Annotated in this window: 13 protein-coding genes; all 13 read left to right on the top strand. The window is 32.4% G+C overall.

Translation table 11 applies throughout. The annotated features are described in order from the left end of the window. Positions 1-2 precede the first annotated feature (2 nt). The 13 genes from NSU06_RS07450 to rpsO all read left to right on the top strand — a co-directional run bounded on the left by NSU06_RS07450 (position 3) and on the right by rpsO (position 16,021). Positions 3-785 (top strand): phosphatidate cytidylyltransferase, encoded by a 783-nt coding sequence (locus NSU06_RS07450; protein WP_017174605.1) that lies wholly within the window; start codon positions 3-5, stop codon positions 783-785. Between the two features lie 212 nt (positions 786-997). After that, positions 998-2,284, top strand: a complete 1,287-nt coding sequence (gene rseP / locus NSU06_RS07445) for an RIP metalloprotease RseP (protein WP_049415301.1) — start codon at positions 998-1,000, stop codon at positions 2,282-2,284. Positions 2,285-2,300: 16 nt separating this feature from the next. Then, a complete protein-coding gene (locus tag NSU06_RS07440; RefSeq protein ID WP_017174607.1) occupies positions 2,301-4,001 on the top strand; it encodes a proline--tRNA ligase in 1,701 nt (566 codons plus the stop codon). A 168-nt stretch (positions 4,002-4,169) separates the two neighbouring features. Then, positions 4,170-8,480 (top strand): PolC-type DNA polymerase III, encoded by a 4,311-nt coding sequence (locus tag NSU06_RS07435; RefSeq protein ID WP_128805165.1) that lies wholly within the window; start codon positions 4,170-4,172, stop codon positions 8,478-8,480. A gap of 145 nt (positions 8,481-8,625) precedes the next feature. Continuing rightward, positions 8,626-9,093 (top strand): ribosome maturation factor RimP, encoded by a 468-nt coding sequence (gene rimP, locus NSU06_RS07430; RefSeq protein ID WP_019835115.1) that lies wholly within the window; start codon positions 8,626-8,628, stop codon positions 9,091-9,093. A gap of 20 nt (positions 9,094-9,113) precedes the next feature. Then, positions 9,114-10,340 (top strand): transcription termination factor NusA, encoded by a 1,227-nt coding sequence (gene nusA / locus NSU06_RS07425; RefSeq protein ID WP_019835114.1) that lies wholly within the window; start codon positions 9,114-9,116, stop codon positions 10,338-10,340. A 29-nt stretch (positions 10,341-10,369) separates the two neighbouring features. Further along, complete coding sequence (rnpM, locus tag NSU06_RS07420) at positions 10,370-10,654, top strand: RNase P modulator RnpM (RefSeq protein ID WP_002448835.1); 285 nt, start codon at positions 10,370-10,372, stop codon at positions 10,652-10,654. Next, positions 10,651-10,968, top strand: a complete 318-nt coding sequence (locus NSU06_RS07415; RefSeq protein WP_017174611.1) for a YlxQ family RNA-binding protein — start codon at positions 10,651-10,653, stop codon at positions 10,966-10,968. The genes rnpM and NSU06_RS07415 overlap by 4 nt, the downstream gene beginning before the upstream one ends. 4 nt (positions 10,969-10,972) lie before the next feature. After that, positions 10,973-13,078, top strand: a complete 2,106-nt coding sequence (gene infB / locus NSU06_RS07410; RefSeq protein ID WP_017174612.1) for a translation initiation factor IF-2 — start codon at positions 10,973-10,975, stop codon at positions 13,076-13,078. 94 nt (positions 13,079-13,172) lie between these two features. Further along, complete coding sequence (rbfA, locus tag NSU06_RS07405) at positions 13,173-13,523, top strand: 30S ribosome-binding factor RbfA (RefSeq protein WP_002448740.1); 351 nt, start codon at positions 13,173-13,175, stop codon at positions 13,521-13,523. Positions 13,524-13,734: 211 nt separating this feature from the next. Further along, complete coding sequence (truB, locus tag NSU06_RS07400) at positions 13,735-14,652, top strand: tRNA pseudouridine(55) synthase TruB (protein ID WP_017174613.1); 918 nt, start codon at positions 13,735-13,737, stop codon at positions 14,650-14,652. Positions 14,653-14,669: 17 nt separating this feature from the next. Next, positions 14,670-15,641: a riboflavin biosynthesis protein RibF gene (gene ribF / locus NSU06_RS07395; RefSeq protein ID WP_002448787.1), complete on the top strand. Its 972-nt coding sequence runs from the start codon at positions 14,670-14,672 to the stop codon at positions 15,639-15,641. Between the two features lie 110 nt (positions 15,642-15,751). Next, positions 15,752-16,021 (top strand): 30S ribosomal protein S15, encoded by a 270-nt coding sequence (rpsO, locus tag NSU06_RS07390; protein WP_017174614.1) that lies wholly within the window; start codon positions 15,752-15,754, stop codon positions 16,019-16,021. The last annotated feature ends 14 nt before the right edge of the window (positions 16,022-16,035 follow it).

Here is a 16,035-nt window from a genome sequence, read left to right as displayed (position 1 = left end):
TTATGAAAGTAAGAACATTGACCGCGATTATAGCATTGCTTATTTTTCTACCTATATTATTAAAAGGTGGAACTATTTTAATGCTTTTTGCTTATTTGCTGGCGCTCATTGCTTTAAAAGAATTGTTAAATATGAATATGATTAAATTTTTATCAATTCCAGGTATTTTCAGTGCTATAGCGCTTATTATTATTATGCTTCCTCAGTCTGCCGGAGATTGGGTGAGTGATGTTCAATTAAAAAGTTTAATTGCAATGAGCTTCATACTATTAAGTTATACTGTACTTTCGAAAAACAGATTTAGCTTTATGGACGCTGCATTTTGTTTAATGTCTGTAGCATACGTTGGAATAGGATTTATGTATTTTTATGCTACACGTTCTTATGGTTTACATTATATACTTTTTGCATTTTTAATCGTATGGTTAACAGATACTGGCGCATATATATTTGGACGATTAATGGGAAAACACAAACTATGGCCAGTTATTAGTCCAAACAAAACGATTGAAGGTTTTATTGGAGGACTCATTTGTAGTTTAATTGTTCCACTTGTAATGATGTTTTTTGTAGATTTTCATCTAAATATCTGGCTGTTATTATTAATTACAATTATTTTAAGTGTATTTGGTCAATTAGGTGACTTAGTAGAATCTGGTTTTAAACGTCATTTTGGTGTTAAAGATTCAGGCAGAATCTTGCCAGGACATGGCGGTATTTTAGATAGATTTGATAGCTTTATGTTTGTTTTACCACTGTTAAACATTCTATTACTACAAATGTAATAAAAAATTAACGTTTTATTTATTTATGAAAAGCATATAATGATATAATTGAGGAGTTATTGAGTTCACATTTGATTAATATTATACAATCGTGTACTTTATAGCTCTTTTTTTAAAACTGTTTTTTTATACTAGAAATTATTATAAAATTTAAAATCTAAAATCTTATAATCTAGATAATTTAAATATTAAAATTAATTGAGGTGTTGTAAGTGAGTTATTTAATCACAATCGTCTCATTTATTATCGTATTTGGTGTACTCGTTACAGTACATGAATATGGACATATGTTTTTTGCAAAACGTGCAGGTATTATGTGTCCAGAATTTGCGATTGGAATGGGACCCAAAATTTTCAGTTTCCGTAAAGATGAAACGTTATATACAATACGTTTACTTCCAGTTGGTGGGTATGTAAGAATGGCAGGAGATGGATTAGAAGAACCACCCGTTCAGCCAGGAATGAATGTTAAAATAAAACTAAATGAACAAGATGAAATTACACATATTATTTTAGATGATCAACATAAATTCCAAAAAATTGAAGCGATTGAAGTTAAACGATGTGATTTTAAAGATGATTTATATATTGAAGGTATTACAGCATATGATAATGAAAGACATCATTTTAATATTGCTAAAAAAGCTTACTTTGTTGAAAATGGTAGTTTAATTCAAATTGCACCAAGGCATCGTCAATTTACACATAAAAAACCATTACCTAAGTTTTTAACTTTATTTGCGGGCCCATTATTTAACTTTATTTTAGCTCTCGTACTATTTATTGGCTTAGCTTATTATCAAGGTACGCCTACCCCTACAGTAAAACAATTAGCAGACAATTATCCAGCACAAGAAGCTGGATTAAAAGCTGGAGATAAAATTGTTCAAGTTGGACACTATAAAATTAACGATTTTAGCGATATTCAAAGTGCACTTAATAAAACGAAAGACCATCAAACAACAATTAAAATTGTACGAGATGGTCACACCAAATCACTAGATGTTACACCTAAAAAACAAGTGATTAAACAGACAAAATTAAATTCTAAAACTTCTTATGTATTAGGTTTTCAACCTGCGAATGAACATTCACTATTTAAGCCATTAGCATTAGGCGTACAACAATTTTTAGATGCAAGTGTACTTATTTTTAAAGCAGTTGGAACAATGATTGGAAGTATTTTCACAGGTGGCTTTACTTTTGATATGTTAAATGGTCCAGTGGGTATTTATCACAATGTAGATTCTGTAGTAAAACAAGGTATTATTGCATTAGCATACTATACGGCATTGCTGAGTGTTAACTTAGGGATTATGAACTTATTACCTATTCCAGCTTTAGATGGTGGTAGAATTTTATTTGTTATTTATGAAGCGATATTTAGAAGACCAGTAAACAAAAAAGCTGAAACTGCAATTATTGCTGTTGGAGCTATATTTGTAGTGATTATTATGGTCTTAGTCACTTGGAATGATATACAACGTTATTTCTTATAATTTAGGAGGATAAAAAATGAAACAATCGAAAGTCTTTATACCAACAATGAGAGAAGTCCCTTCTGAAGCTGAGGCTTTAAGTCATCAGTTGTTATTAAAAGCAGGTTTAATTAAACAAAGCACAAGTGGTATTTATAGTTATTTACCCTTAGCAACACGTGTACTAAATCATATTTCTAAAATCATTCGTGAAGAAATGGAAAATATTGATGCAGTTGAGATTTTAATGCCAGCATTGCAGCAAGCAGAACTTTGGGAAGAGTCGGGACGTTGGGGCGCTTATGGTCCTGAATTAATGCGATTAAAAGACCGTAATGGAAGAGAATTTGCTTTAGGACCTACTCACGAAGAAGTAGTGACTTCTATCGTTAGAGACGAATTAAAGTCTTATAAACAATTACCATTAACATTATTCCAAATTCAATCTAAGTTCCGTGATGAAAAACGTCCACGTTTTGGTTTATTACGTGGAAGAGAGTTCATCATGAAAGATGCTTATTCTTTCCATGCTGATGAAGCATCATTAGATCAAACATATCAAGAGATGTACAATGCTTATAGTCGTATTTTTAAACGTGTTGGAATTAATGCGCGTCCAGTAGTAGCTGATTCAGGTGCTATTGGCGGTAATCATACACATGAATTTATGGCTTTAAGTGAAATTGGTGAAGATACGATTGTGTATAGTGAAAATAGTGATTATGCAGCAAATATTGAAAAAGCTGAAGTTAAGTATTATCCAAATGAGAAACATACAGACATTAAATCACTAGAAAAAATAGAAACGCCAAATATTAAAACAGCTCAAGAATTGGCTGACTTTTTAAATCGTCCAATTGATGAAATTGTAAAAACAATGATTTTCAAAGTGGATGGAGAATTCATGATGTTCTTAGTAAGAGGCCATCACGAGCTCAATGATGTGAAGGTGAAAGCATACTTTGAAACTGATAATGTGGAAATGGCGACTCAAGATGAAATTGTAAATTTACTTGGAGCAAATCCTGGTTCATTAGGACCTATTCATAATAAAGACATTAAAATTATTGCTGATAATTTTGTTAAAGATTTAAATAACATAGTGGTAGGTGCTAATGAAGATGGCTATCACTATATTAATGCAAATGTTGAGCGTGATTTTAATATCGATGAATACGGAGACTTTAGATTTATTTTAGAAGGTGAACCGTTAAGTGATGGTTCTGGAAATGCAAAATTTGCAGAAGGTATTGAAGTTGGACAAGTATTTAAACTGGGAACGAAATATTCTGAAGCAATGAATGCTAAATTTTTAGATAATCAAGGTAAAGCGCAACCTTTAATTATGGGTTGCTATGGTATCGGAGTGTCTAGAACATTAAGTGCGATTGTTGAGCAAAATAATGATGAAAATGGTATTATTTGGCCAAAGTCAGTCACTCCATTTGATTTACATTTAATTACAATCAATCCTAAAAAAGAAGAACAACTTGAATTAGGAGATAAATTATACTCAGAATTACAATCTAAATATGATGTACTTTATGATGATCGTAAAGAGCGTGCAGGCGTTAAATTTAATGACGCTGATTTAATTGGTTTACCGATAAGAATTGTTGTAGGTAAAAATGCAAGTGAAGGTATTGTTGAAGTTAAAGTGCGTCAAACGGGTGAAAGTGAAGAAGTTCATGTTAATGAATTAGACAATCACATTGCTTCACTCTATGAAAAACTATAGGTGCACATGAATAAAAATGGTTGGAACATTTTGTTGTTTCCAACCTCTTTTATTGTTTTTATTAGTTAAACTGTAATCATGAAAAATAAATGTGAAAGTAGTATAATATAAATCAAGTTTTTTAAAGTAAATGATAAGTTCGAAATAAGGTGGTTATTCTTTGTGGCAATGACAAGTCAGGAAAAATTTAGAGTACTTGCCGATCAAATTAAGATTTCAAATCAATTGGATAAAGAAATACTTGAAAAAGGTGAACTCACACGAATAGATGTATCAAATAAAAATAGAAGTTGGGAATTTCAAATTACGTTACCTTATTTTCTTTCAAATGAAGATTATTTAATCTTTACTCATGCAATTAAAGAAGAGTTTAAAGATATTGCACATGTGGACTGGCATTTTACAATTCAAAATACATCGAATCAAGATGAACATGTGATTAAATATTTTGGACATTGTATTGAACACACAGCTTTATCACCAAAAGTGAAGGGTCAACTTAAACAAAAACGTTTAATTATGTCAGGTAATGTTTTAAAAGTAATGACTTCAAATGATATTGAAAGAAATCATTTTGATAAAGTATGTAATGGTAGTTTAGTAAAAGCATTTCAAAAATGTGGCTTTGATATAGATAAAGTAATATTTGAAACTGATGATTCGAATAGAGATGAAGATCTTGCTTCATTAGAGGCACATATTCAAGAAGAAGATCAACAAAGTGCTAAAGAAGCTACAGAAAAAATTGAAAAAATAAAAGCTGAAAAAGCAAAACAACAAGATAATAACGGCAGTAGTGTTGAAAAATGTCAAATAGGAAAGCCAATTCACGTTGAAAATATTAAACCTATTGAAACAATTATTGAAGAAGAATTTAAAGTAGCCATTGAAGGGGTTATCTTTGATATTAACATTAAAGAACTAAAAAGTGGACGTCACATTGTTGAACTTAAAGTGACAGACTATACAGATTCTTTAGTATTAAAAATGTTTACTAGAAAAAATAAGGATGATTTAAATCACTTTAAAGCCTTAAGTGTAGGTAAATGGGTACGTGCACAAGGTCGTATAGAAGAAGATACGTTTGTACGTGATTTAGTCATGATGATGTCAGATATTGAAGAAATCAAAAAGACACCTAAACAAGATAAAGCAGAAGAGAAACGTGTCGAATTTCATTTACATTCATCAATGAGTCAAATGGATGGTATTCCAAACATCAGTGCGTACGTTAATCAGGCTGCAGCATGGGGACATAAAGCAATAGCTGTTACTGATCATAATGTGGTTCAAGCTTTTCCTGATGCTCATAGTGCAGCGGAAAAAAATGGAATTAAAATGATTTACGGGATGGAAGGCATGTTAGTCGATGATGGTGTGCCTATTGCCTATAAACCTACTGATAGAAATTTAAAAGAAGCTACATATGTAGTGTTTGACGTCGAAACAACAGGTTTATCTAATCAATATGATCAAATTATCGAACTTGCTGCTGTCAAAGTTAAAGACGGCGAAATTATAGATAAATTTGAAAGATTTAGTAATCCACATGAAAAATTATCAGAAACAATAATTAATCTGACACACATTACAGATGACATGCTAGTGGATGCACCAGAAATTGAAGAAGTACTAACAGAATTTAAGGAATGGGTAGGAGATGCCATTTTTGTAGCGCATAATGCTTCATTCGATATGGGCTTTATTGATACAGGGTACGAACGATTAGGTTTCGGTCCATCAACTAATGGAGTGATTGATACTCTTGAATTATCACGTACCATTAACACTGAATATGGTAAACATGGATTAAATTTCTTAGCTAAAAAATATGGCGTTGAACTTACTCAACACCATAGAGCGATTTATGATACTGAAGCAACAGCTTATATTTTCATTAAAATGGTTCAACAGATGAAAGAACTAGGTGTGACTAATCATAAAGATATTAATAAAAAATTATCAAATGAAGATGCCTATAAACGTGCACGACCAACCCATGTCACACTCATAGTTCAAAATCAAGATGGACTCAAGAATTTATTTAAAATCGTAAGTGCTTCTTTAGTAAAATATTATTATAGAACACCTAGAATTCCACGATCATTATTAAATGAATATCGAGAAGGCATTCTAGTAGGTACAGCTTGTGATGAAGGGGAATTATTTACAGCTGTGATGCAACGTGATCAATCTGAAGTTGAAAAAATAGCAAAGTATTATGATTTTATAGAAGTACAACCACCTAAGCTTTATCAAGATTTAATCGATCGTGAATTAATCCGTGATACTGAAACATTGTATGAAATATATGATCGTATTTTAAAAGCGGGAGAAAGTACAGGAATACCTGTGATAGCTACTGGTAATGCTCATTACTTATTTGAGCATGATGCTATTGCTCGTAAAATTTTAATTGCATCACAACCAGGTAATCCATTAAATCGTTCCACACTTCCAGAAGCACATTTTAGAACAACAGATGAAATGTTAGATGAATTTCATTTTTTAGGAGAAGATAAAGCCTATGATATTGTTGTTAAAAATACGAATGAATTAGCAGACCGAATTGAGAAAGTAATTCCAATTAAAGATCAATTATTTACGCCACGTATGGAGGGCGCTAACGAAGAAATACGTGAATTAAGCTATACAAATGCGAAAAAATTGTATGGTGATGACTTACCGCAAATTGTCATTGATCGTCTCGAAAAAGAATTAGATAGTATTATTGGTAATGGCTTTTCAGTTATCTATCTCATATCACAACGGTTAGTTAAAAAGTCATTAGATGATGGATATTTGGTAGGGTCACGTGGTTCTGTAGGTTCGAGCTTTGTTGCAACGATGACAGAGATAACAGAAGTGAATCCGCTCCCTCCACACTATATATGTCCACATTGTAAGACGAGTGAATTTTTTGATGATGGGTCGGTAGGTTCAGGATTCGACTTACCTGATAAAACATGTGAAACATGTGGTGGCGAATTAATTAAAGAAGGTCAAGATATTCCATTTGAGACTTTCTTAGGATTTAAAGGAGATAAAGTACCAGATATTGACTTGAACTTTAGTGGTGAATATCAACCGCATGCCCATAACTATACGAAAGTACTTTTTGGAGAAGATAAAGTATTCCGAGCAGGTACAATTGGTACAGTGGCTGAAAAAACGGCATTTGGCTTCGTTAAAGGATATCTAAATGATCAAGGTATTCATAAACGTGGTGCGGAAATCGATAGACTTGTCAAAGGATGTACAGGTGTTAAACGTACAACTGGACAGCATCCAGGAGGAATTATTGTAGTTCCTGATTATATGGATATTTACGATTTTACACCGATACAATATCCAGCAGATGATCAAAGTGCATCTTGGATGACCACACACTTTGATTTCCACTCGATTCATGATAATGTGTTAAAACTCGATATACTTGGACACGATGATCCTACAATGATACGGATGTTACAGGATTTATCGGGTATCGATCCTAAAACGATTCCTGTTGATGATAAGGAGACAATGCAAATATTTAGTAGTCCGGCTTCTTTAGGTGTAACAGAAGAGGATATTTTATGTAAGACAGGCACATTTGGTGTACCTGAATTTGGTACAGGTTTCGTTCGTCAAATGTTAGAAGACACTAAGCCAACAACATTTTCTGAACTTGTACAAATTTCAGGTTTATCACATGGTACCGATGTGTGGCTTGGTAATGCACAAGAGTTAATTCGCTCAGGCATCTGCGATTTATCCAGTGTAATTGGTTGTCGTGACGATATTATGGTATATCTTATGTATGCTGGGCTTGAACCATCAATGGCCTTCAAAACAATGGAGTCTGTGCGTAAAGGTAAAGGACTTACGGATGAAATGATAGATGCGATGAAAGCGAATGATGTACCTGATTGGTATTTAGATTCATGCTTAAAAATTAAATACATGTTCCCTAAAGCTCACGCAGCTGCTTACGTACTTATGGCTGTACGTATTGCATACTTTAAAGTGCATCATCCGTTATACTATTATGCAGCATATTTTACAATTCGTGCATCAGACTTTGATTTAATTACAATGATTAAAGATAAAGAAAGTATTAAGAACACAGTTAAAGATATGTATTCTCGTTATATGGATTTAGGAAAAAAAGAAAAAGATGTATTAACAGTATTAGAAATAATGAATGAAATGGCACATCGTGGATTTAAAATGCAGCCGATTAGCTTAGAAAAAAGTCAAGCTTTTGATTTCATTATTGAAGATGATACATTGATCCCACCATTTATTGCTGTGCCAGGATTAGGTGAAAACGTAGCTAAACGTATTGTTGAGGCACGTGAAGACGGTCCATTTTTATCCAAAGAAGACCTTAATAAAAAAGCAGGTTTATCTCAAAAAATTATTGAATACCTTGATGATTTGGGTTCATTACCAGATTTACCAGATAAAGCACAATTGTCCATTTTTGATATGTAAATGGACAACTTAGAAGTATTAATAGTAGCTTCATTTGTTTAAGCATATAAAGTATGTTATAATTAGTTTGTGTAAAAATTTAGACTCAGGCAGAAAGAGTGGGCATATACCCGCTCTTTTCTATTTGCCAAAAAAGGAGGCCTGTATGAGTAAAATTACTGAAGAAGTAGAAACTATCATTACTCCCATTTTAGATGATTTAAACTTTGAATTAGTTGATGTTGAATATGCAAAAGAAGGCAAAGATCGTTTTTTGAGAATCTCTATTGATAAAGAAGGTGGCGTGGATTTAAATGATTGTACGCTTGCTTCTGAAAAAATAAGTGAAGCAATGGATCAAAATGATCCTATTCCTGAAATGTATTATCTTGATGTAGCTTCACCTGGAGCTGAACGTCCACTAAAAAAAGAAAAAGATTATCAAAATGCGATAGAGCAACCTGTATTTGTATCTCTTTATGCGCCAATTGAAGGTGATAAAGAATGGTTAGGCATTCTGAAGTCTGTCGATGATGACACAATAACTATGGAAGTTAAAGAAAAAGCAAAGAAAAAAACAATTGAGATACCAAGAAATAAAATTGCAAAAGCACGTCACGCTGTAATGATTTAACGTGATGAGGAGGAATAATTGTGGCAAGTAATGAATTATTATTAGCAACTGAATACTTAGAAAAGGAAAAGAAAATTCCAAGAGAAGTTTTGATTGATGCAATTGAAGCAGCTTTAATTACTGCATATAAGAAAAATTATGATAGTGCTAGAAACGTCCGTGTAGAATTAAATATGGATGAAGGCACATTTAAAGTCATCGCACGTAAAGAAGTTGTAGAAGAAGTATTTGATGATCGTGAAGAAGTTGATTTAAGCACAGCTTTAGTTAAAAATCCTGCTTATGAAATAGGTGATATTTACGAAGAAGATGTCACACCTAAAGACTTTGGTCGTGTGGGCGCACAAGCTGCTAAACAAGCAGTAATGCAACGTCTAAGAGATGCTGAAAGAGAAATTTTATACTCTGAGTTTATTGATAAAGAAGAAGATATTTTAACAGGTGTGATTGATCGTGTTGATCATCGATATGTGTATGTTAATTTAGGTAGAATCGAAGCGGTTTTATCTGAAGCTGAAAGAAGTCCTAATGAGACATACATTCCAAATGAAAGAATTAAAGTCTATGTTAATAAAGTAGAGCAAACAACAAAAGGTCCACAAATTTATGTGTCAAGAAGTCATCCGGGTTTATTAAAACGTTTATTTGAACAAGAAGTTCCAGAAATTTATGATGGAACTGTTATTGTGAAATCAGTTGCACGTGAAGCAGGAGATCGTTCTAAAATTAGTGTATACTCTGAAAATCCAGATATAGATGCAGTGGGAGCTTGTGTAGGTGCAAAAGGTTCACGTGTTGAAGCGGTTGTTGAAGAATTAGGTGGAGAAAAAATCGATATTGTTCAATGGGATGAAGATCCAAACGTTTTTGTACGTAATGCTTTAAGCCCATCACAAGTTTTAGAAGTTATTGTTGATGAAGATAACCAATCTACTGTAGTGGTAGTACCTGATTATCAATTATCATTAGCTATTGGTAAACGTGGACAAAATGCGCGCTTAGCTGCCAAACTTACAGGATGGAAAATTGATATTAAATCTGAAACAGATGCTCGCGAAGCAGGGATTTATCCTGTAATTGAATCTGAAGAAAAAGCTGATGAAATAGTATTTTCTGAAGATAAAGATATTGAAATTGATGACATAAATTTAGAAGAAACAAACTTAACAACAGCTGAATTATCAGCGGAAGTTGATGAAACTTCAAATGAAGCACAAGACGCTTCAGATAATAAAGAAGAACATTAATACGTTTAAGCATATGGGGTGAGTAGTAAATGAAGAAGAAGAAAATTCCAATGCGCAAATGCATCATCACGAATGAAATGCGTCCTAAAAAAGACATGATTCGAGTAGTAATTAATAAAGAAGGCGAAATTTTCGCTGATGGTACTGGAAAACAACAAGGTAGAGGTGCATATGTTTCAAAAGATGTTAAAAGCGTAGAAGATGCTCAAAAAAATGGTGTACTCGAGAAGTACTTTAATGAAAGTCCTGAAAAATTAGATCCTGTATATAAAGAAGTAATTCGATTAATTTATAGAGAAGAGATTCCTAAATGATAAAAGAACAGATATTTAATTTTTTAGGCTTAGCGATGAGAGCTAGAAAAGTTAAAGTTGGAGAATCAGTACTCATATCTGAGATAAAAAAACGTAATATTAAACTTGTGATTTTATCTACTGATGCTTCAGATAACGCTAAAAAGAATATAAAGAATAAATGTGACACATATCATGTTCCGTTTAGAGTTTTCGGTACGAGAGTAGAATTAGGACAATCATTGGGCAAAGAAGAACGTGTAAATGTTGGCGTGACAGATTCAGGTTTTGCTAAAAAACTTATGTCGATGATTGATGAATATTGTAAGGAGTGATTATATGAGTAAAAAGAGAATTTACGAATATGCGAAAGAATTAAATGTTAAAAGTAAAGAGATTATAGATGAGTTAAAGAAAATGGACGTTGAAGTATCCAATCACATGCAAGCATTAGAAGATGACCAAATTAAGATGCTTGATAAAAAGTTCAAATCATCACAAAATGAAGAAAATAAAAAACAAAACACTCAAAATAATCACCAAAAACAACAAAGTAAAAAAGATAATAATCAAAACAAATCTAATTCAAAGAAAAAAAACAATAAAAATAGCAAAAACAATAAAAACAATAAAAACAACAAAAATAATAATAAAGGTAAGAATAACAAATCTGCTGCTGAACCTAAAGAAATGCCTTCAAAAATCACGTATGAGGAAGGTATTACAGTAGGAGAACTTGCTGATAAATTAAATATCGAATCATCTGGTATTATTAAAAAATTATTCTTGTTAGGTATTGTTGCTAATATTAACCAATCATTAGATGAAGAAACATTAGAACTTATCGCAGATGATTATGGTGTTGAAATTGAAAAAGAAGTTGTTGTTAATGAAGAAGACCTAACAACTTATTTTGATGATGAAGAAGACGATCCAGATGCAATTGAACGACCAGCAGTTGTAACAATTATGGGACACGTTGACCATGGTAAAACAACATTACTAGACTCAATTAGAAATACTAAAGTCACAGCAGGAGAAGCAGGCGGTATCACACAACACATTGGTGCATATCAAATTGAAAATAATGGTAAAAAAATTACTTTCTTAGATACACCTGGACATGCAGCTTTCACAACAATGCGTGCACGTGGTGCTCAAGTAACAGATATCACTATTTTAGTAGTAGCAGCAGATGATGGCGTTATGCCTCAAACAATTGAAGCAATTAACCATGCTAAAGAAGCGGATGTACCAACAATTGTTGCGGTCAACAAAGTTGATAAACCAACTGCAAATCCAGACCGAGTGATGCAAGAGTTAACTGAATATGGTTTAATTCCAGAAGATTGGGGTGGCGACACAATCTTTGTACCACTTTCAGCATTAAATGGTGATGGTATTGATGACTTATTAGAAATGATTGGTTTAGTTGCCGAAGTACAAGAATTAAAAGCTAATCCTGATAAGCAAGCAGTAGGTACTGTTATTGAAGCAGAATTAGATAAATCACGTGGACCAGCTGCGTCATTATTAGTTCAAAATGGTACGTTACATGTAGGTGATTCAATTGTAGTTGGTAATACGTATGGGCGCGTAAGAGCTATGGTAAATGATTTGGGTCAAAGAATTAAAACAGCTGGCCCTTCTACACCGGTTGAAATTACTGGTATTAACGATGTACCTCAAGCAGGTGACCGCTTCGTTATTTTCAAAGATGAAAAACAAGCGCGTCGTATTGGTGAAGCTCGTCATGAAGCAAGTGTGATTCAACAACGTCAAGAAAGCAAAAATGTTTCATTAGATAATTTATTCGAACAAATGAAACAAGGAGAAATGAAAGATCTTAATGTCATTATTAAAGGTGATGTACAAGGTTCTGTAGAAGCTTTAGCTGCATCTCTTATGAAAATTGATGTTGAAGGCGTAAATGTTCGTATTATTCATACAGCTGTTGGGGCAATCAATGAATCAGATGTTACATTAGCTAATGCTTCAAATGGTATTATTGTTGGATTTAACGTACGTCCTGATGCAGGTGCGAAACGTGCAGCAGAAGCTGAAAATGTTGATATGCGTCTTCATAGAGTCATCTATAATGTTATAGAAGAAATTGAATCAGCGATGAAAGGTTTATTAGATCCTGAATTTGAAGAACAAGTTATCGGACAAGCTGAAGTACGTCAAACATTCAAAGTTTCAAAAGTTGGAACCATTGCTGGTAGTTACGTGACTGAAGGTAAAATCACTCGTAACGCAGGCGTACGTGTCATTCGTGATGGTATTGTTCAATTCGAAGGTGAACTTGATACGTTAAAACGTTTTAAAGATGACGCTAAAGAAGTATCACAAGGTTACGAATGTGGTATTACAATTGCAAACTTTAATGACATTAAAGAAGGCGACATTATTGAAGCATTCGAAATGGTAGAAATTGAAAGATAACTAATTTGTAAGAGGCTAAAGTGTATATGATATAGGTAGGCACTTTAGCATTCTCTTCTAATCATATGTTAAATAATAAAGAGGTGACATATCCATGAGTAATATGAGAGCTGAACGTGTTGGCGAACAAATGAAAAAAGAAGTTATGGATATCATTAATAATAAAGTAAAAGATCCAAGAGTAGGATTTATTACTATTACTGACGTTGAATTAACAAATGATTTATCACAAGCCAAAGTTTTCTTAACAGTGCTTGGCAATAAGAAGGAAGTTAATGATACGTTTAAAGCTTTAGATAAAGCAAAAGGATTCATTAAATCTGAGCTAGGTTCAAGAATGAGATTACGTATAGTACCAGAGTTATTCTTTGAATATGATGAATCAATTGAATACGGTAATAAAATTGAAAAAATGATTCAAGATTTACACAAACAAGATAAATAATACTTTATCATTGTTATTAATCAGTGACATTCAATCAAATAACTTCAGAAAAAGAAGTTTAGATGCAACATATGATGGGGGTAGGACGATAACATTTACATGAATTCAGTCCTACTCCTTTTTATATGATTAATACTGATAAAATATGGATAAGACATTAGATGATTTAATAATACATAGTGAGACATAATAAACTAAAGGGTGTGAAAAAATGTACAACGGTATATTACCAGTGTATAAAGAACGTGGTTTGACCAGTCATGATGTTGTATTTAAACTTAGAAAAATCTTAAAAACTAAAAAGATAGGTCATACTGGAACATTAGATCCTGAAGTTTCAGGTGTACTACCTATCTGTATAGGGACAGCAACAAGAGTAAGCGACTATGTCATGGATATGGGGAAATCTTATCAAGCAACCATTACATTAGGTGAAAGTACGACAACTGAAGATCAAACTGGAGAAGTAATAGAAAAAGTAAATATATCATCGAATACGATTACTTCTATAGAAGTTGATCGTGTTTTAGAAGAATTTAAAGGAGTAATAGAGCAGATTCCTCCAATGTATTCCTCTGTAAAAGTAAATGGAAAAAAATTATATGAATATGCTAGAAAAGGAGAAACTATTGAACGGCCAAAACGACAAGTTAAAATTGATGAAATTGAACGAATATCTGATTTAACATTTATAGAACAAACATGTCATTTTGATATAAAAGTAACGTGTGGAAAAGGCACCTATATCAGAACGTTAGCAACAGATATTGGCAAAGCTTTAGGCTATCCTGCTCATATGTCGTTGTTAACTCGTATAAATTCGGGTGGATTTAATATAAATGAAAGTTTATCACTTGAAAAAATTTCTGAATTACATGAGCATGAAACATTACAACATTATCTATTTCCTATAGAATATGGTTTGAAAAGTTTACAACATGTAGTCATTGATGATGACACTTTAAAGTATAGAATCTTAAATGGTCAAAAACTCCTAAAAAAAGATTTTACTCTATCATTAGAAAAGCAATTTGTGTTTATTGATAAGATAAGTGAAAAAGCATTAGCCATTTATGAACATCATCCTGACAAAATTAATGAAATAAAGCCTAAAAAAGTATTTAATTAAAGGAGCCTTTGATTGATATGAAAGTGATAGAAATAACACATCCAATACAAAATGAACAACTCATAAAAGAAGATGTTGCAATGGCATTTGGTTTTTTTGATGGTATGCATCGTGGTCACAGTAAAGTATTTGAAGCATTAGATATACGTGCAAAAGAAAAAAATTTAAAAAAGGCAGTAACAACATTTGATCCGCATCCATCAGTAGTATTAAATCCTGAACGTAAACGTACAGATTACTTAACGCCACTATCTGATAAATTAGAAATGATAGAACAGCATGATATTGATTATTGTATTGTTATCAATTTCTCATCACGTTTCGCTAACGTCACAGCTGAAGAGTTTATCAAAGACTATATTATTAATAATCATGTTAAAGAAGTTGTTGCTGGATTTGATTTTACATTTGGTAAATTTGGTAAAGGAAATATGGCCGTGTTAAATGAAATAGATGAATTTAATACTACAATAGTCGGTAAATTAGATTTAGATTCTGAAAAAATTTCAACAACATCAATTAGACAAGCGTTACATGAAGGCAATCTACAAAAAGCTAATGATGAATTAGGGTATTTATATCGAATTAAAGGCACAGTTGTTCAAGGAGAAAAAAGAGGTCGAACAATCGGTTTTCCAACAGCTAATGTCCAACCTAGCGATGATTATGTCCTTCCTAAAAAAGGGGTATATGCGGTAAGTATTGAAATAGGTGCCGAACACAAAATATATCGTGGGGTAGCTAACGTAGGTGTTAAGCCGACATTCCACGATCCATCTAAAGCAGAAGTAGTGATAGAAGTAAATATTTTTGATTTTGAAGAAAATATTTATGGAGAACGTGTAATCGTATATTGGCACCATTATTTAAGACCAGAGGTAAAATTTGATGGTATAGATGCTTTAGTAAGTCAAATGAATGACGATAAAGAACGTGCAAAATATCTTTTAGCAGTTGATTTTGGTGATGATGTATCGTATAATATTTAAAGTTGAGTTTTTGAAAAACTTATTACTATTGAATCCTTTATCTTGGCAGGTTGAAACTCCGACGCCTTGCTCAGATTAAGGTGTAAACAAAAATTAGGAGGAATTTAATTATGGCTATTACTCAAGAACGTAAAAATGAAATTATTAAAGAATATCGTGTACACGAAACAGATACTGGTTCACCAGAAGTACAAATCGCTGTTTTAACTGCAGAAATCTCTGCATTAAACGAACACTTACGTGAACACAAAAAAGATCACCATTCACGTCGTGGATTATTAAAAATGGTTGGTCGTCGTAGACACTTATTAAACTACTTACGTAGTAAAGATATTCAACGTTACCGTGAATTAATTAAATCATTAGGTATTCGTCGTTAATTTTAAATATATTG

Origin of the sequence: Staphylococcus sp. FSL W8-1270 (assembly GCF_038007165.1) — a bacterium.
Lineage (GTDB): Bacteria > Bacillota > Bacilli > Staphylococcales > Staphylococcaceae > Staphylococcus > Staphylococcus hominis.
Note: the sequence above shows the minus strand (reverse complement) of the source record. Positions and strands in the feature narration are given on the sequence as shown.